The organism is Roseateles sp. GW821-FHT09B06 (assembly GCF_059418245.1).
Window position 1 is genome coordinate 33,388 of the sequence record NZ_JBWKPM010000032.1, and the last position, 16,567, is coordinate 49,954.

The 16,567-nt window shown below is 67.5% G+C and carries 16 protein-coding genes; 10 read left to right on the forward strand and 6 right to left on the reverse strand.

What is annotated here, in order from left to right:
• Positions 1 to 39: 39 nt before the first annotated feature.
• The gene (locus tag AC07OQ_RS21050; RefSeq protein ID WP_495055098.1) at positions 40 to 1,875 is read right to left on the reverse strand and encodes a 2-oxoacid:acceptor oxidoreductase subunit alpha; all 1,836 of its coding nucleotides are present in this window, start codon (positions 1,873 to 1,875) and stop codon (positions 40 to 42) included.
• Positions 1,872 to 3,671: an FAD-dependent oxidoreductase gene (locus tag AC07OQ_RS21055; RefSeq protein ID WP_495055099.1), complete on the reverse strand. Its 1,800-nt coding sequence runs from the start codon at positions 3,669 to 3,671 to the stop codon at positions 1,872 to 1,874. The genes AC07OQ_RS21050 and AC07OQ_RS21055 overlap by 4 nt, the downstream gene beginning before the upstream one ends.
• A 583-nt stretch (positions 3,672 to 4,254) precedes the next feature.
• On the opposite strand from AC07OQ_RS21055, the gene AC07OQ_RS21060 reads away from it, so the two are divergent.
• The gene (locus AC07OQ_RS21060; protein ID WP_495055100.1) at positions 4,255 to 4,827 is read left to right on the forward strand and encodes a DUF2242 domain-containing protein; all 573 of its coding nucleotides are present in this window, start codon (positions 4,255 to 4,257) and stop codon (positions 4,825 to 4,827) included.
• Between the two features lie 72 nt (positions 4,828 to 4,899).
• Here the strand turns inward: AC07OQ_RS21060 and AC07OQ_RS21065 are convergent, their stop codons facing one another.
• From AC07OQ_RS21065 to AC07OQ_RS21080, 4 genes are read right to left on the reverse strand one after another with little or no spacing between them, the layout of a single operon-like run.
• Positions 4,900 to 6,195: an RNA polymerase sigma factor gene (locus AC07OQ_RS21065; RefSeq protein ID WP_495055101.1), complete on the reverse strand. Its 1,296-nt coding sequence runs from the start codon at positions 6,193 to 6,195 to the stop codon at positions 4,900 to 4,902.
• A 4-nt stretch (positions 6,196 to 6,199) separates the two neighbouring features.
• Positions 6,200 to 6,625, reverse strand: coding sequence for a VOC family protein (locus AC07OQ_RS21070; RefSeq protein WP_495055102.1), 426 nt, complete (start codon positions 6,623 to 6,625; stop codon positions 6,200 to 6,202).
• A gap of 41 nt (positions 6,626 to 6,666) precedes the next feature.
• Positions 6,667 to 7,203, reverse strand: coding sequence for an SRPBCC family protein (locus AC07OQ_RS21075; RefSeq protein WP_495055103.1), 537 nt, complete (start codon positions 7,201 to 7,203; stop codon positions 6,667 to 6,669).
• Positions 7,204 to 7,234: 31 nt separating this feature from the next.
• Entirely contained in the window at positions 7,235 to 7,660 is a 426-nt protein-coding gene (locus AC07OQ_RS21080; RefSeq protein WP_495055104.1) for a YciI family protein, read from the reverse strand.
• Between the two features lie 272 nt (positions 7,661 to 7,932).
• Here AC07OQ_RS21080 and AC07OQ_RS21085 point away from each other — a divergent pair, with 272 nt between their 5' ends.
• The 9 genes from AC07OQ_RS21085 to AC07OQ_RS21125 all read left to right on the forward strand — a co-directional run bounded on the left by AC07OQ_RS21085 (position 7,933) and on the right by AC07OQ_RS21125 (position 16,045).
• Positions 7,933 to 8,856, forward strand: coding sequence for a dihydrodipicolinate synthase family protein (locus tag AC07OQ_RS21085; RefSeq protein ID WP_495055105.1), 924 nt, complete (start codon positions 7,933 to 7,935; stop codon positions 8,854 to 8,856).
• 96 nt (positions 8,857 to 8,952) lie between these two features.
• A complete protein-coding gene (locus tag AC07OQ_RS21090; protein WP_495055106.1) occupies positions 8,953 to 9,576 on the forward strand; it encodes a TRAP transporter small permease in 624 nt (207 codons plus the stop codon).
• Between the two features lies 1 nt (position 9,577).
• Positions 9,578 to 10,843 (forward strand): TRAP transporter large permease, encoded by a 1,266-nt coding sequence (locus AC07OQ_RS21095; protein WP_495055107.1) that lies wholly within the window; start codon positions 9,578 to 9,580, stop codon positions 10,841 to 10,843.
• Between the two features lie 26 nt (positions 10,844 to 10,869).
• Positions 10,870 to 11,859, forward strand: coding sequence for a TRAP transporter substrate-binding protein (locus tag AC07OQ_RS21100; protein ID WP_495055108.1), 990 nt, complete (start codon positions 10,870 to 10,872; stop codon positions 11,857 to 11,859).
• Entirely contained in the window at positions 11,856 to 13,427 is a 1,572-nt protein-coding gene (locus AC07OQ_RS21105; protein WP_495055109.1) for an aldehyde dehydrogenase (NADP(+)), read from the forward strand. The genes AC07OQ_RS21100 and AC07OQ_RS21105 overlap by 4 nt, the downstream gene beginning before the upstream one ends.
• 428 nt (positions 13,428 to 13,855) lie before the next feature.
• Positions 13,856 to 14,338, forward strand: coding sequence for a hypothetical protein (locus AC07OQ_RS21110; protein ID WP_495055110.1), 483 nt, complete (start codon positions 13,856 to 13,858; stop codon positions 14,336 to 14,338).
• 113 nt (positions 14,339 to 14,451) lie between these two features.
• A complete protein-coding gene (locus AC07OQ_RS21115) occupies positions 14,452 to 14,862 on the forward strand; it encodes a hypothetical protein (RefSeq protein WP_495055111.1) in 411 nt (136 codons plus the stop codon).
• A gap of 3 nt (positions 14,863 to 14,865) precedes the next feature.
• Entirely contained in the window at positions 14,866 to 15,141 is a 276-nt protein-coding gene (locus tag AC07OQ_RS21120; RefSeq protein ID WP_495055112.1) for a hypothetical protein, read from the forward strand.
• Positions 15,142 to 15,670: 529 nt separating this feature from the next.
• Complete coding sequence (locus AC07OQ_RS21125; RefSeq protein WP_495055113.1) at positions 15,671 to 16,045, forward strand: DUF5329 family protein; 375 nt, start codon at positions 15,671 to 15,673, stop codon at positions 16,043 to 16,045.
• The last annotated feature ends 522 nt before the right edge of the window (positions 16,046 to 16,567 follow it).

Genomic DNA, 16,567 nt, shown 5'->3' on the forward strand with positions numbered 1-16,567 from the left:
AACGCCGCTTCCAGCTTTCCCGGATATCGCCCGGCCTTGCTAGCGCGGCGCGGTCGCCAGCGCGTGCACATGGCGCGTGATCGCCTGCGTGATGAAGCGCGCGGTGATCGGCGTGCCGTCGAAATGCAGCACCTTGGTGAGCTTGGCCGGCGCGATCTCCAGCTCGTTGACGAGCAGGCTGCGCATCTGCGCATCGCGGTTCTGCTCGACCACGAAGACCTGCGCGTGCGCGGCGATGAAGTCACGCACGCTGTCGGGGAAGGGAAAGGCGCGCAGGCGCAGCGCATCCAGATGGATGCCGTCCGCCGCCAGGGCCTGCAGGGCCTCGTCCATCGCCGGACTGGTGGAGCCGAAGTAGATGACGCCCAGCACCGTCTTGCGCGCCGCGGGCCGCGGCACCGGCTGCGGCACCAGGGTCGCGGCGGTGGCGAACTTGCGGATCAGGCGCTCGACGTTGCGGACATAGTCCTTGCCGGCCTCCGAGTAGCGCGCGTACTCGTCTCGTGTCGTCCCGCGGGTGAAGTAGGCGCCGCGGCTGGGATGGGTGCCGGGCAGGGTGCGCCAGGGGATGCCATCGCCGTCCACATCCTTGTAGCGGCCCCAGTCCTGGCCATCGGCACGGCCCGCCTCCAGCCCCTCGGCCGTCATCAGCTTGCCGCGGTCGTAGGTCCGCGCATCGTCCCATTCCAGGGGCTCGCACAGGCGCTGGTTCATGCCGATGTCCAGATCGCTGAGCACGAACACCGGGGTCTGCAGCCGGTCCGCCAGGTCCAGCGCGGCGGCCGCATGCTCGAAGCATTCCCTGGGGTCCTGCGGCAGCAGCAGCACATGCTTGGTGTCGCCATGCGAGGCATAGGCACAGGCCAGCAGGTCGGCCTGCTGGGTGCGCGTGGGCATGCCGGTCGAGGGTCCGCCGCGCTGCACGTCGATGACGGTGAGCGGGATCTCGGCGAAATAGGCCAGGCCCAGGAACTCGGTCATCAGCGAGACGCCCGGCCCCGAGGTGGCGGTGAAGGCGCGCGCGCCGTTCCAGCCGGCACCGGTGATGATGCCGATCGACGCGATCTCGTCCTCGGCCTGCACGATGGCGTAGCGCTGCGCGCCGGTCCCGGGTTCGACGCGGTACCTGGCGCAGTATTTCTGGAAGGCCTCGGCCACCGAGGAGGAGGGCGTGATCGGGTACCAGGCGCAGACCGTGGCGCCGCCATAGACGCAGCCCAGCGCCGTGGCGGCATTGCCCTCCAGGAAGATGCGCGCGCCGATCAGGTCGGCGCGCTTCACCTTCAGGCCCAGCGCATCGCCCAGGTGGTCGCGCGCGAACTCGCGCCCCGCGTGCAGCGCGCGCACGTTCGAGTCCAGCAGCTTCTCCTTGCCGCGGTACTGCTCGGCGAACAGCTTCTCGATCTCGGCCGGGTCCATGTCCATCAGCTGGGAGAGCGCGCCCAGCACCATGATGTTCTTGAACAGCTGGCGCTGGCGCGAGTCCTCGTAGGTGGCATTGCAGATCGCGGTGACCGGCATGGCCAGCACATGGATGTCGGGGCGGAAGGCCTCGCTCGGCTGGGGCCGGGTGCTGTCGTAGAACAGATAGCCGCCCGGCTCGATCTCGGCCACGTCCTGGGCCCAGGTCTGCGGGTTCATCGCCACCATCATGTCCACGCCGCCGCGCCGGCCCAGCCAGCCGGCCTCGCTGACCCGCACCTCGTACCAGGTCGGCAGGCCCTGGATATTGCTGGGGAAGATGTTGCGCGGGCTGACCGGCACGCCCATGCGCAGGATCGCCTTGGCGAACAGCTCGTTGGCCGAGGCCGAGCCCGAGCCGTTGACATTGGCGAATTTCACAACGAAGTCGTTGACCGCATCGATACGGCTCATGCGCTCACCACCTTCCTGGCCTGATGGTCGCGGCAGCCCGGCCCGGCCTTGGTGGTCTGCAGCAGAAACTTCTGCATGTCCCAGGCCCCGGTCGGGCAGCGCTCGGCGCACAGGCCGCAATGCAGGCAGACGTCCTCGTCCTTGACCATCACGCGCCCGGTCTTCAGCGGGCCCGACACATAGAGGTCCTGGCTCGGGTCCGGCGCGGGCGCCTTCAGGCGCTGGCGCAGCTCCGCCTCCTCGCCGTTGGCTGTGAACGTGATGCAGTCCATCGGGCAGATGTCCACGCAGGCGTCGCATTCGATGCACAGCTTGTCGGTGAACACCGTCTGCACATCGCAGTTGAGGCAGCGCTGCGCCTCCTTGAAGGCGGTGGCCGCATCGAAGCCCAGCTCCACCTCGACCCTGATGCTGGCCAGGGCCTTCGCGGCCGCGCTCCAGGGCACCTTGCTGCGCAGCTCGGGGCTGACGGCGTTGTCGTAGCTCCACTCGTGGATGCCCATCTTCTGCGACAGCAGGTTGACATGCGGCGGCGGGCGCCTGGCCACCGGCTCGCCATGCAGGAAGCGGTCGATCGACACCGCGGCCTCGTGGCCATGGGCCACGGCCCAGATGATGTTCTTGGGCCCATAGGCCGCGTCGCCGCCGAAGAAGACCTCGGGCCGGCTGGACTGGAAGCTCTGCGCGTCCAGCACCGGCAGGCCCTGCTCGTCGAAGTCGATGCCGGCGTCGCGCTCGATCCACGGAAAGGCGTTCTCCTGGCCCACCGCGATCAGCACCTCGTCGCAGGGGATGTCGATCTCGTCGCCCTGCTGCGCGCGCCTGAAGCGCAGCGCCACCAGGCGGCCACCCTCATGCAGGAAGGCCAGCGGCTCGTGGAAGTCCAAAATCGGGATGCCCTCGTGCTCGGCATCCTCCTTCTCCCAGGGCGAGGCCTTCATCTGCGCATAGCCGCTGCGCACCGCCACCGTCACCGAGGCCGCACCGAGGCGGCGGGCCGAGCGGCAGCAGTCCATCGCGGTGTTGCCGCCGCCCAGCACGATGACGCGCGGCGCGACGCTCGTCACATGGCCGAAGGACACCGAGGCCAGCCAGTCGATGCCGATATGGATATGCGCGGCCGCCTCGGCCCGCCCCGGCAACGCCAGATCGCGCCCGCGCGGCGCGCCGCAGCCGACGAACACCGCGTCGTAGCCCCCATACGCCCGTCCGTCCAGCAGGGCCTTCATCGAATCGATGCGCTGGCCCGCGCGGAACTCCACGCCCAGGTTCAGGATGTAGCCGCATTCCTCGTCGATCACGCTCTCGGGCAGGCGGAAGCGCGGGATCTGGGTGCGGATGAAGCCGCCGGCCTTGGCCTCGCCGTCGAACACCGTGACCGCATAGCCCTGGGTGGCCAGGTCGCGCGCCACCGTCAGCGAGGCCGGCCCGGCGCCGACGCAGGCGACGCGTTTTCCGTTGCGGGCGGCGGGCGTGGGCAGCATCGCGCGCAGCTCCTCGCTCTTGTGGTCGGCCGCCACGCGCTTGAGCCGGCAGATCGCCACCGCCTCGGGCTTGGCCGCATTCTTCTCCTCGACCCGGCCGCGTCGACAGGCCGGCTCGCAGGGGCGGTCGCAGGTGCGGCCCAGCACGCCCGGGAACACGTTCGACACCCAGTTCACCATATAGGCCTCGTCGTAACGGCCCTGGGCGATCAGGCGTATGTACTCGGGGACGGGCGTGTGGGCCGGGCAGGCCCATTGGCAGTCGACCACCTTGTGGAAATAGGCCGGGTCCGCAATATCGCTGGGCTGCACGATGGGATGCCTCCTGGGCTCAAGCGGAGCGAGGCCCACCCCAAAATGCGTGTCGCGCCAGGCTGGTAGCCGCTCCTCGGGTCAGTCTACGCTCGGCGCACCAAATCGGTATCAGCGGGCAAACCCGATGCGTCAAAACGGGGCGCCGGCGCCAGCGCCACGCGGCGCGAACCCGCGACGCGAGGAGGCCATGCTGCGAAGCCGCATGGCCCGGAAAGCGCTCCTTGCCGGCGGATTTCCTTACTTCCTTGCATAAAGGAAACCGGCCGCCCGCGAGGACCCGGGGCCGCGGCGCAGTCGCCAGGAAGAAGACGACGACGAAGAAACCGGGCCGAGCCGGCGGCCGCGGGAAGAACGCCGGCCAAAACCGCTGGGGCGCAGCGAAATCGCGCCGACGAAACCAGGGAGGCGGCAAGGTCGATGCGGCCGAGGCCGAGGCCCGAGGCTGAAAACCGGGCAGACCGTAACAGCAGGTAAACAGGGCGCGGCCGGCCGGTGGCACTCCCGCGCGCCTTGATCGAGCCGCCGTGCGCAGGGGCCGCTGCTTTACGGGGCAGCCACATCGGCACGGGATAATGGCGCCATGCCGAAGATGACGCCGCCGCGGTGGTCCGTTCCCCTGAGTCTCGCGATCGCCGTCACGCTGGCCGGCTGCGCCGCGCTGGACCCCCTCGGGAGTTCGCGCCCGCGCAAGCCGGTCTACCAGAACGAACGCTTCCAGGCCGACGAGACCTTCTCGCGCCTGTTCGATGCCAATGTCGACGACACCTGCGAGGCCGCGCGCCGCGCGCTGCTGAGCCAGGGCTATGTGATCAGCCTGGCCGGCAGCGGCCTGGTCAACGGCAGCAAGCGCTTCCAGCCCGAGGGCGAGGTGCATGTGGAGATCGGCTTCAACATCGTCTGCGTCGCCGACGGCCGCGGCGACACCCTGTCCACCACCTATGTGTCGGCGCAGCAGGACCGCTATGTGCTGAAGAAGAGCCCCAACCCCACCAGCATCGGCGTCAGCGCGATCGGCTCGATCTCGATGCCGCTGTCCTCCACCCAGGATTCGCTGGTCAAGGTGGCCTCCGAGACGATTCCCGCCGGCGAGTTCTACGACCGCTTCTTCGCCCTGATGCAGAAGCTGCTGAAGGACCAGACGGGCGACAAATAGCGGCGCGGCGGCCCCCCCGCCGCGCACGCACGAGCGGCCGAGCGGCAGCCGGACAGGCAGACTCGGCGAGACTCAGCGCTTGGCCGCCGCCTCCAGCGCCCGCGCCATCAGCAGCGCGCGCTCGCGCGCATTGCGCGTCAGCTGCGCCGCACGCTCGAACTCGCCGCGCGCCTCGGGGCCGCGACCCAGCTTCAAGAGCAGGTCGCCGCGCACGCTGGGCAGCCAGTGATAGCCCTGCAGCTGCTTGTCGCGCCCCAGCTCGTCGACGATGGCCAGCGCCGCCGCCGGACCGAAGGCCATGCCGACGGCGACCGCGCGGTTCAGCGCGACGACCGGCGAGGGCATCAGCTGGTGCAGCGCGTCATAGAGCGCGACGATCTGCGCCCAGTCGGTGTCCTCGGCGCGCTTGGCGCGCGCGTGACAGGCGGCGATCGCGGCCTGCAGCGCGTAGGGCCCGCGGTCCGCACCTTCGCTGCGCGCCAGCGCCGCCAGGCCGCGGCGGATCAAGAGCGGATCCCAGCGGCCGCGGTCCTGCTCCAGCAGCAGCACCGGCCGGCCCTCGGCGTCGAGGCGCGCATGCTGGCGCGAGGCCTGGATCTCCAGCAGCGCCACCAGGCCCTGCACCTCGCCTTCTTCCGGCGCCAGGCCGGCCAGCACGCGCGCCAGGCGCAGCGCCTCCTCGCAGAGGTCGGCGCGCATCCAGTCGTCGCCGGCGGTGGCGGCATAGCCCTCGTTGAAGATCAGGTAGATGACCTCCAGCACCGAGGCCAGGCGCTCGGCCCGGGCCGCGCCGCGCGGCACCTCGAAGGGCACGCCGGCGGCGGCCAGGCTGCGCTTGGCGCGCACGATGCGCTGCGCGATCGTGGCCTCGCTGGCCAGGAAGGCGCGCGCGATCTCCTCGGTCGAGAGCCCGCCCAGCAGGCGCAGGGTCAGCGCCACGCGCGCCTCGGTGGAGAGCAGGGGGTGGCAGGCGGTGAAGATCAGGCTCAGCAGGTCGTCGCCGATATCGTCCTGGCGCGCGGCATCGAGCGCGTCGACGAAGTCCGGCGTATGGTCGGTCTGCAGGGCCGCCATGTCCTGGCCCAGCTCCTCCTCCTTGCGCGCATGCAGGGCCCGGGCGCGGTGCTGGTCCAGCGCGCGGTTCTTGGCCGTGGTCATCAGCCATGCGGCCGGGTTGTCCGGCAGGCCGCGCGCGGGCCAATGCTCCAGCGCGGCCACCAGCGCATCCTGGGCCAGCTCCTCGGCCAGGCCGACGTCGCGCGTGATGCGCGCCACGCCAGCGATGATCTTGGCCGCCTCGATGCGCCAGACCGCCTCGATCGCGCGGCGTGCCTCGGCCTGAAGCTTGGCCTCAGGGGATGGGCTCATCGCCTCAGGCATCGCGGTCCGGATTGGCGGCGGCGCTGACATCCATGTGCATCAGCTCCCAGATATGGCCGTCCAGGTCCTCGAAGCCATGGCCGTACATGAAGCCATGGTCCTGCGGCGGACGCGGCGCGCTGCCGCCGGCCGCCACCGCCTTGGCCACCAGCGCGTCCACCTCGGCGCGGCTGGCGCAGGACAGGCAGGTCAGCACCTCGGTGCTCTTGTGCGCGTCGGCGATCGGCTTGCCGGTGAAGCCCCGGAAGAAGGGCTCGACCAGCAGCATCGCGAAGAGGTTCCTGCCCAGCACCAGGCAGGCACCCTGCTCGTTGGTGAAATGCGGGTCGAACTCGTAGCCCAGGGCGCGGAAGAAGGCCTGCGAGCGGGCCATGTCCTTGATGGGCAGGTTGACGAAGATCTGTTCGTGCTGGCTCATGATGGGGTGAAGGTCGGTGAGGTGGATGAAATGGATCGGGATCAGGCCGGCTGTTCGGCGATCGCCTTCAGGTTGGACAGCCCGTCCTCGAAGTCCTTGCCGACCATGCGGTCCATGCTGATGAACACGCCGATCAGCTTGGAGAGGAAGGGCGAGGGGCCGTCCATGGCCCAGCTGATCTCGGTGGCATTGCCGCCGGCCGACTTCAGGCTGAACTCGGCGCGATTCTGCGCCTCGAAGGGCTTGATGAAGTCCAGCTTCAGCGCCACCTTCTGGGCCGGCACGGCCTGGGTGATCTCCATGCGGCCGCTGCCGACCTTCTCGCTCTCCCAGCCATAGGCGGCCCCGACGCCGGCGGTGCCGGAACCGGAAAAGCTACCCTTCAGGCCCGGGTCCTTGCGTTCCCAGGGGTTCCAGCGCTTGAACTGCTGCAGGTCGGCCACCAGGGCATAGACCTTGTCGGGCGGCGCCTGGATGCGGGCGCTGCGTTCGATGCGGAAGCTGTCGGGGCGGGTGGCGGCATAGATCAGCAGCAGGGCGATCGCGCCGGCGATGGCGAGTGCAACGGTCTTGAGCATGAGGTGTTCTCCCGGGTGGTGGTTCGGTTTTTCAGTTCTTGTTGTAAGGCGGCAGCTCGCGGAAGCGCTCCACCGAGGCCTTGTCCTCGAAGTCCTCCGGCTCGTAGAGCGGGCGCAGCTCGATCTCGCCGCCGTCGCCCTGGCGGCCGAAGGGCGCCGGGAAGCGCCGCGCCCATTCCATCGCCTCCTCGCGCGAGCGCACCTGGATCAGCGTGTAGCCGGCGATCAGCTCCTTGGTCTCTGCGAAGGGGCCGTCGATGACGCTGCGCTTGTTGTCCTGGTAGCGGATGCGCCAGCCTTCCCGGCTGGGCCGCAGGCCGTTGGCGTCCAGCAGCACGCCGGCCTTGGCCAGCTCCTCGTGGAAGGCGGCCATCTCGGCCATCACGCCGTCCTCGGGCGGCGGCATCACGCCGGCCTCGCTCCGGGCATTGGCCCGAACAATGATCATGAATCGCATCGCGGATCTCCTGGTGGGTGGGAGGCGAGGGGCCTTTGGACACCTCTGATCACACGACGGGCAAGCGGGCGGGATTTCGACAGCGCCTGATACATCCAGGGTTAACCCCGCATCGCCCCGCAACACCGTCTCGCGCCGGCATCGGCGCATCCTAACGGCACAGCCGACGCGGGACTACGTACTGGTAAACGCCAATGTATTACTGAAATACTGCAAATATATTTACTCCAATTCTTCCGCCGAACAGGCCCACCGACTGGAGTAGCAAGCGCATGAGCCATCCCCATCAGCCCCGCTGGACCGGCATCTTCCCGGCCGTCACGACCAAGTTCCTCGCCGACGAGTCGCTAGACGCCGAGGGCACGGCCAAACACATCGACTTCCAGATCCGCAACGGCATCCATGGCGTCGTCACCTGCGGCTCGCTGGGCGAGGCCAGCACCCTGAGTCTGGAGGAGAAGCTGGATGTCGCGCGCATCGCGCTGGACGCCGCCGGCGGCCGCGTGCCGGTGCTGGCCAATGTCTCGGAGACCAGCACCCGCGAGGCGCTGCGCTATATCGAGGGCGCGAACAGGCTGGGCGTGGCCGGCTACATGGTGATGCCCTCGGTCATCTATGTGGCCGACGCCCGCGAGGCGATGCTGAACGTGCGCACGATGGCCGAGGCCGCGCAGAAGCCCGTCATGGTCTACAACAACCCGGTGGCCTACCGCGTGGACCTTAGACCTGAGCACATGCAGGAGCTGGCCGACTGCAAGTGGATCGCCGCGATCAAGGAAAGCACCGGCGACATCCGCCGCATCACCGACCTGCGCAACGCCCTGGGCGACCGCTACCAGCTGTTCTGCGGCGTCGACGACCTGGCCTATGAGGCCCTGGCCCTGGGCGCCGACGGCCTGCTGGCCGGCGTGGGCTGCAGCTTCCCGCGCGAGACCGTGGCCCTCTATGACCTGATGAAGGCCGGCCAATGGGCCGAGGCGCTGAAGCTCTACCAGTGGATGACGCCGATGCTGCACCTGGACGTGTCCAACAAGCTGGTGCAGAACCTGAAGCTGATCGACGTGCTGGCCGGCGTCGGCAGCGAGCACATGCGCCGTCCGCGCCTGCCGCTGATCGGCGAGGAGCGCGCCTTCATCACCGCCGTGGTCGAGAAGGCCCTGGCGACGCGCCCGGCCCAATACCGTTCGGTGGACTGAGCCCACCCCCTACGCGCTTCGCGCGCCCCCTCGAGGGGGCGGCACCGTCCGCCCGGCCAGGCCGGATCGGCGGTGCCCGCCACAAAGGATTCCGCCGTGAAAGACAGCTCCGCAACTCCCGACAAACATGGCTGGGCCCGCCGGGTGCAGCAGGCCTCCGGCGCCATCCTCAAGGTCGAGCGCCTGGCCCTGATGGGGCTGATGGGCGGGCTGACCCTCTTGATCCTGCTCAACGTCGCCACCCGCTACAGCGGCGTGCCGATCTACTGGGTCGACGAGGCCTCGGTCTACACCGTGGTCTGGCTGTGCTTCGTCGGCGCCTCGGCGATGACGCGGCTGCGCCTGGACTTCGCCGTGACCCTGCTGACCGACTGGCTCAGCCCACCCGTCGCCCGCCGCGTCAAGGCCCTGGCCACCTTCGGCGTCTTGCTGTTCGGCCTCGCGCTGCTGGCGATGTGCTGGATCTGGATGGATCCGCTGGGCATCGCCCGCTACGGCTTCGATGCCAAGGAATATGCGGCCGACAGCTTCAACTTCCTCTACACCGAACGCACCCAGACCCTCAACTGGCCCACCTGGCTCGTGCAGCTGATCCTGCCGCTCTTCGGCCTCGGCTTCACCATGCATGCCGCGGCCAATCTGGTCGAGGACCTGGGCCTGCAGCCGCGCGCCGAGATCCGCGGCTTCGACATCCACAACGCCGAAGAGGCAGTGAACTGACATGAGCACCGGCATCTTCTTCCTCGTCGTGATGCTGCTGGGCGTGCCGATCGGCATCTGCCTGTGCTTGGCGGGCATCGTCTACATCTACAGCAACGACAACACCGTGCTCTTGCAGTCCTTCCCCAGCCAGATGTTCGGCGGCGTGGACAGCTACGGCCTGATCGCGATCCCGCTGTTCATCCTGATCGGCGAGATCATGAGCAGCGGCGGCATCACGCGCCGCCTGGTCGAGCTGGCCATGGGTTTCGTCGGCGCGGTGCGCGGCGGCCTGGCCTACGTCAACATCCTGGCCAACATGATGCTGGCCTCCATCATCGGCTCGGCCACCGCCCAGGTGGCCATCATGTCCAAGATCATGGTGCCGGAGATGGAGAAACAAGGCTACGACAAGACCTTCGCGGCCGGCATCACCGTCTACGGCGGCATGCTGGGCCCGATCATCCCGCCCTCGGTGATGTTCGTGGTCTACAGCGTGCTGGCCCAGGTGGCGGTGGGCGACATGCTGATGGCCGGTCTGCTGCCCGGCATCCTGCTGACCCTGCTGTTCTTCGTCGTGATCGCCTGCATGGGACTGATCTACAACTACCCGCGCAGCGCGAAGAAGACGCTGCGCGAACGCGCCCGCAGCATCGTCCATGCCTCGCCGACCCTCTTGATCCCGATCGTGATCGTCGGCTCCATCCTCGGCGGCATCGCCAACCCGACCGAATCCGCCGCGGTGGGTGCCGTGGTCTCGGCCCTGGTGGGCCGCTTCGTGACGCGCGAGTTCCGCTTCGCGATGCTGCCGCAGATCCTGCTGCGCGCCGGCGTCTACTCGGCCATCGTGCTGTTCCTGGTGGCCGCCGCCGCCGTGTTCTCCTGGCTGCTGATCTACGGCAAGGTGCCGCAGGCGGCGGCCAGCTGGATCCAGTCGGTCGCCAAGGACCCGGTCAGCTTCCTGCTGCTGACCAATGTGATCCTGCTGATCATCGGCACCGTGATCGACGGCATCCCGGGCCTGATCATGACCGTGCCCATCCTGCTGCCGATCGCCACCGAGGTCTACCACATCGACCCGCGCCATTTCGGCGTCGTCGTGGTGGTGAACCTGGTGCTGGGCCTGATGTCGCCGCCGGTGGGGCTGAGCTTCTTCGTGGCCGCCGCCGTCACCGGCGCCAAGCCCGGGAAGATGTTCATGGTCACCCTGCCCTTCTTCCTGATCTGCTGCGTCGCGCTGGTGCTGCTGTCGCTGTTCCCCTCGCTGTCTCTCGCCCTGCTGAACTGATTGATCCCCATCGAAAGGCCTTCATCATGACCCTGCTGACCCGCCGCCATTTCGTCCAAGCCAGTGCCGCGCTGGCCGCTCCCGCCTTCATCGGCCAGGCCCGCGCCCAGGCCAAGGAGTTCCGCCTCGGCCTGATCACGCCGGCCGGCCATTCCTGGAACCGCGCCGCGCTGGCCTTCGGCGAGGCGCTGAAGAAGGAGACCAACGGGCGGCTGAGCGCCACCGTGTTCCATTCCGGCCAGCTCGGCAACGAGGCCGCGATGATGCAGCAGCTGCAGACCGGCGCGCTGGACATGGGCTGGATCCAGGCCGCCGAGCTGGGCTCGCGGGTGGCCAGCATCGCCTCGATCAACGCGCCCTACCTGGTGCGCTCCACCACCGACGTGGCCAAGCTGGTGCGCCATGACGCGGCGCTGAAGCTGCTGGAGGTGCTGCCGCGCGAGACCGGCACCATCGGCCTGGGCTGGGGCATCACCGGCATGCGCGTGGTGTTCTCGACCAAGGAGATCGGCGGCGTCAAGGACATCAAGGGCATGAAGCTGCGCATCAACCCGACGCCGGTCTACCGCGATTTCTACCAGTCGCTGGGCGCCGCGCCGACGCCGATCCCGACCCCGCAGGTCTTCGACGCGATGGCCAACGGCCAGGTCGACGGCCTGGAGGCCGACATCGAGTTCTCCTGGAACCAGCGCTTCGACAAGGTGGCCAAGGCCATGCTGCAGATGAACGCGCTGTTCATGCCCTTCGCGCCCCTGGTCTCGGGCCGCGTCTGGAAAGACCTGGATGCCAAGGACAAGGAGCTGATCCGCGGCCTGGTGCGCCAGTCGCTCGACGCCCAGATCAAGGACATCGTCACCACCGAGCTGGGCCTGATCGAGAAGTTCAAGGCCGTGCCCTTCGCGATCAAGACCGAGCCCGGCCTGGATACCAAGGCCCTGGCCGCCGAGTTCGACAAGATCTGGCTGCCCAAGGCGCCGCAGATCGCCGAGCTGCGCAAGATTGGCGCGACGCTGTGAGTGCAGCCGCAATCACCGGCGAGCAGCTGATCGGCGCCGGCGCGAAACGCGGCCAGGCCGGCAGCCTGCAGGCCTGGAGCCCGGTGCGGGGTCAGGCCTTGCCAGAGACCTTCGGTGGCGGCGACGCCGCCGACGTGGACGCCGCCTGCACGCTGGCCCGGGCCGCCTTCGACCCCTTCCGCCAGACCGCGCCCGAGCAGCGCGCGCGCCTGCTGGAGGCCATCGCCGAGGGCCTGCTGGCCTTGGGCGATGCGCTGACCGAGCGCGCGCATCTGGAAACCGCGCTGCCCATCGCGCGCCTGCAGGGCGAGCGCGGCCGCACGATGAACCAGCTGCGCCTCTTTGCTCAAGCGCTGCGCGACGGCCGCTGGCAGGGCGCGGTGCTGGACCCCGCGCTGCCCGAGCGCCAGCCGCTGCCGCGCCCGGACCTGCGCCTGCGCAAGATCGGCGTCGGCCCGGTCGCGGTGTTCGGCGCCAGCAACTTCCCGCTGGCCTTCTCGGTGGCCGGCGGCGACACCGCCTCGGCCCTTGCCGCCGGCTGCCCGGTCGTGGTCAAGGCCCATCCGGCCCATCCCGGCACGTCGGAGCTGGTCGGCCGCGTGATTCAAGAGGCGGTGCGCGAGGCCGGCCTGCCGGCGGGCGTGTTTTCGCTGCTGCATGACAGCGGCACCGCGCTGGGCCAGGCCCTGGTCGGGCACCCGGCCATCCAGGCCGTCGGTTTCACCGGCTCGCGCCGCGGCGGCCTGGCGCTGCTGGCCGCGGCCCAGGCCCGGCCGCAGCCGATCCCGGTGTTCGCCGAGATGAGCGCGATCAACCCGGTGTTCCTGCTGCCGCAGGCCCTGGCCGCGCGCGCCGAGAGCCTGGCCCAGGGCTTCGCCGATTCGCTGACCCTGGGCGTCGGCCAGTTCTGCACCAATCCCGGCCTGCTGCTGGCGCTCGACAGCCCCGATCTCGAGCGCTTCCTGGCGGCCGCGGCGCCCCTGCTGGCCGCCAAGCCGCAGGGCAGCATGCTGACGCCCGGCATCCGGGCCGCCTATGAGGCCGGCGCGGCCAAGCTGCGCGAGCAGCCCGGCGTGCAGATGGCTTGCGCCGGCCCCGGCGCCCAGTTAGCGGTGGCCGATGCCGCCACCTTCCTGGCCAACCCGGTGCTGCAGGACGAGGTCTTCGGCCCCAGCGCCGTCCTCGTGCGCTGCCGCGACGCGGCCGAGCTGCTGGACCTGGCCGAGCGCCTGGAAGGCCAGCTCACCGCCACCCTGCAGCTGGAACCGGACGACGCCGGGCTCGCGCGGCGCCTGCTGCCGGTGCTGGAGCGCAAGGCCGGCCGCATCCTCGCCAATGGTTTCCCCACCGGCGTCGAGGTCAGCCACGCGATGGTCCATGGCGGCCCCTGGCCGGCCACCAGCAACCCGCAACACAGCTCGGTCGGCACCAGCGCCATCGAGCGCTTCCTGCGCCCGGTCTGCTACCAGGACCTGCCGGACTGGCTGCTGCCACCGGCGCTGCAGGACGGCAACCCGCTGGGGCTGTGGCGGCTGGTGGACGGCAGGCCGCAGGCGCCGTCGATTTGATTGATTGATTGAGCCGCGGGCCTCCTGCGCATTTCGCGGCCAGGGCCGGGCCTCGCCAATCGCGGACACGGCTGGCTCGAGGCCACCGCTGTGCGGTGGCAGCAATCGTGCCCCGGGGCCGCTTTGGTTCTGGCCTCGCAGTGAGTACGCCGCTGCTGATCTGCATGCCTACCCACGATAGGTCGTAACGCGCTGCCGCTTTTGTCGGATTTTTAGTACCCTCGCCGAACCCCACAAGGAGGGGGAACCTCCGATGAGTCAGGTATTTAGACAGGCTGGGCCCGGGCTTGTAATGCAGCAGCTAGTGCTGTTGGGGCGCAATGCCTGTCGCCCCACAACACGTTAGCCAGCACATGAGACAGCTCGCGGACACCGGCGTCCGAATCCGGGACGCTCGATTCGATAGATTGAATCGGTGGACTTTCTTGATGAGCCAGGTTTTCGAGGCCAAGACGTTGCTTGACTTGGCCGAGACGAAGTACCAGTTGAGTCCAAGTTCATCGCTTGAAGAGGTCCTGGTTCAGCAGGCAATGTTCCGAGGCTTCTTATTGGCCTATGGGAAGTGCTTTGCGGAAAGCGGTAAGGGAAGAAGTTCCCTGGACCACCGCAAAGTGTTTAATGACCGGCCTGAAGCCCTGCAGACTCATGAACGCATCATGGCCCTTCGTCACAAGGCCGCCGCCCATAGCGACTACTCGGGGCTAGACGAGGCGGTCATTGAGGTAGAAGAAAACGACGATGAATTTGTGGTTGCCCACAGGTATGCCATGGCAATTCCGCTGAACGAGTACAGCGACTACAGGGCTTGCACCACTGTCCTGGAGGAGTACGTCATTGATCAGGTCCGCCGCACCATTGCGTCGCTCGAACGCGATCTCGGGAAACCCGTGAGGCTGGAAAGTATTGGCTAACCCTGCAATGGATCGGACAGCCAAGAGCTGGCCTCGCTACGGCACCTCATCGTTGTTGTCTTCGCTCGGCCAGCCTTTGGCTACCGCTCATCTGGAACATTAGAGCGCTAAAAATGCGATCGCTTCTCGTACCTGCGTTCTTTATTGCGCTTTGGCAATTCGCCTCTGCGACGGAGTGCACGCCTGTGCAGGCACGTGAAGCCGAGGAAATTGCCGCAACGCGCCGCACCTGGGACGAAATCCACGCCGCATACCGCATGTACGCTCACTGCGACGATGGCTCAATAGCTGCGGGATTTACACAGTCGGTGGTGCATCACCTGGCAACCAAATGGGCGACCTTGCCGGAAGCCAAGCAACTCTTTGCGCGAGACACACAGTTCGAAGTATTCGTAGTCAAGCATATCGACGCCAGCGCGAGCCATGGGGAGCTTGAGCAAATCATTGAGAATTCCGTGAGGCGCTGTCCTGCTGGGGCTCAGGAGCTGTGTCGCAAGATTGAGGGGGCTGCTCGTGTGCAGTGAACCATGCAACGTGCCATTTACATCGCCACCTTCGCGCTGTTGTCCGGGTGCGCTTCGGTAAGCGACGTTACTCCTCTCGGTGCAGACAGATACATGGTTGGCTCGCATGTGCGCGGTGGACTCACCAGTTGGGCGGAAGTCAAAACCATGGCAGTAAAGCGGGCCACAGAGTTCTGCGCGGCTAAGAATCAGAAGGTCGAAGTGCTAAACATGGAAACCAGTGGCGCCCAGGGCTGGACACCGCAGAACGCAGATGTCACCTTCAAGTGTGTTGGCTAGCGCTGGTCACGCCTGGATGCAATGCGCCTCTGGCAACGGGCCAACCCTTCATATATGGACTCCCCCGCAAGGGCAAAGATCTAACCGATTGGGGCTCGACGGAAGAAGCACCTGCTGTCGTACATCCTTGACGCCCAGGCCGTTGAGCCAGCGCGCCCGGTGGTGGGCCGAGCCACAAGCCCCCATCACGACCAAGGCACCGCCGCGGTTCAGGAGGAAGCGCTCGAACTGCGAGCGGCCGAGCCGCTGGGCTTCGCGCACGCACCATGTCGAATCGGCGAGACAGAGAGAAAGGGCTGGAAGACCTACTTGGCGAAGTCCGCGCCGACGCTCACGCTGGCATCGGCGGCCGTGCCAAGAGGAGGTTCTGAAATGCGCGCGGCAGCGATAGCATCCATGTCGGGCTCCTTCGCTTGGCGCCGAACCCACACCACATAAGACCGGCCGGTACTTTGTTGATATCGAAAGACGCGGGCGGGGAGCCCATCCCATCACTTGAGCCGACATGCGTCGGCAAACCTCGAGGCCCATGAAACCTCTGCTCTCTGCCATCGTCCTTGCCGCTTGGTGCACCCTATCGCCGGCAGGCCCCACCGCCGCGCCGGTCCGAGCCGAAATCGATGCCTTGCTAACCAAGTTGCAGGCTTCCGGGTGCCAGTTCAACCGCAATGGCTCCTGGTTTACCGGGTCAGAAGCCAAAGACCATCTGCTTCGCAAGCTCGAGTATTTCGATGGCAAAAGTGGCGTCGGAAGCACCGAGCAATTCATTGAGCTTGCGGCATCCAGAAGCAGTTCGTCGGGCAGGCCCTATCAAGTCAAGTGCGGCAGTGAGGCCCCCGCCGAGAGCCGGTTATGGCTTACCCGTCAGCTCGCCGCACTTCGCGGCCCGGCCGCCAAGCCATGAGTCCACCCGTGGATATGGCTTCTCTCTGTCGGGAGACAAGGCCTGACCCTCTGCGCCGCAGATGATGAATGAGTAGAACCCGTGGCCGGACGGGGAACGCGACGGAGCCCGATGAATGCCATCCGATGTGGATGCAAACGCGACGGTTGCTCATGCTGATATGCGAGGGTTGGCTACCTCAAGACAAGTGTTCGTCGCAGGGCTGCCTTCGGTCTGCTGTCTCCTCATGGCCAATGGTTAAGCTCTATGGCAGTCGCGCCTGGCCGTCAGCATTGGCCGTTGCAGCCCCGTTCATCGTCATCCGCATCGGCGATCTCTTGCACTACGCGGGGAGGAACGAGCCACGCATCATGGTCATGTCTTGGTTCGAGGCACTCGTCTACCCTGGTGTACTTCTTCTAGGCGCTTGGCTTGTAGCCCAAATCTATCGGCGGGGCGAACGTGCTGCTTGAAGTCAACTTTGAAGTGCAACACCGCTAGGACCGAGCAAAGACTTCGCTCGGCGTCTTGAAGCCCAGGCGG

What these genes read in the sequence shown, in the direction of transcription:
- AC07OQ_RS21095 (WP_495055107.1), top strand. Translation starts at nt 9,578, where the DNA reads ATGAGCACCGGCATCTTCTTCCTCGTCGTGATGCTGCTGGGCGTGCCG.
- AC07OQ_RS21125 (WP_495055113.1), top strand. Translation starts at nt 15,671, where the DNA reads ATGAAACCTCTGCTCTCTGCCATCGTCCTTGCCGCTTGGTGCACCCTA.
- AC07OQ_RS21120 (WP_495055112.1), top strand. Translation starts at nt 14,866, where the DNA reads ATGCAACGTGCCATTTACATCGCCACCTTCGCGCTGTTGTCCGGGTGC.
- AC07OQ_RS21115 (WP_495055111.1), top strand. Translation starts at nt 14,452, where the DNA reads ATGCGATCGCTTCTCGTACCTGCGTTCTTTATTGCGCTTTGGCAATTC.
- AC07OQ_RS21100 (WP_495055108.1), top strand. Translation starts at nt 10,870, where the DNA reads ATGACCCTGCTGACCCGCCGCCATTTCGTCCAAGCCAGTGCCGCGCTG.
- AC07OQ_RS21050 (WP_495055098.1), bottom strand. Translation starts at nt 1,875, where the DNA reads ATGAGCCGTATCGATGCGGTCAACGACTTCGTTGTGAAATTCGCCAAT.
- AC07OQ_RS21080 (WP_495055104.1), bottom strand. Translation starts at nt 7,660, where the DNA reads ATGCGATTCATGATCATTGTTCGGGCCAATGCCCGGAGCGAGGCCGGC.
- AC07OQ_RS21070 (WP_495055102.1), bottom strand. Translation starts at nt 6,625, where the DNA reads ATGAGCCAGCACGAACAGATCTTCGTCAACCTGCCCATCAAGGACATG.
- AC07OQ_RS21065 (WP_495055101.1), bottom strand. Translation starts at nt 6,195, where the DNA reads ATGAGCCCATCCCCTGAGGCCAAGCTTCAGGCCGAGGCACGCCGCGCG.
- AC07OQ_RS21110 (WP_495055110.1), top strand. Translation starts at nt 13,856, where the DNA reads ATGAGCCAGGTTTTCGAGGCCAAGACGTTGCTTGACTTGGCCGAGACG.
- AC07OQ_RS21060 (WP_495055100.1), top strand. Translation starts at nt 4,255, where the DNA reads ATGCCGAAGATGACGCCGCCGCGGTGGTCCGTTCCCCTGAGTCTCGCG.
- AC07OQ_RS21085 (WP_495055105.1), top strand. Translation starts at nt 7,933, where the DNA reads ATGAGCCATCCCCATCAGCCCCGCTGGACCGGCATCTTCCCGGCCGTC.
- AC07OQ_RS21075 (WP_495055103.1), bottom strand. Translation starts at nt 7,203, where the DNA reads ATGCTCAAGACCGTTGCACTCGCCATCGCCGGCGCGATCGCCCTGCTG.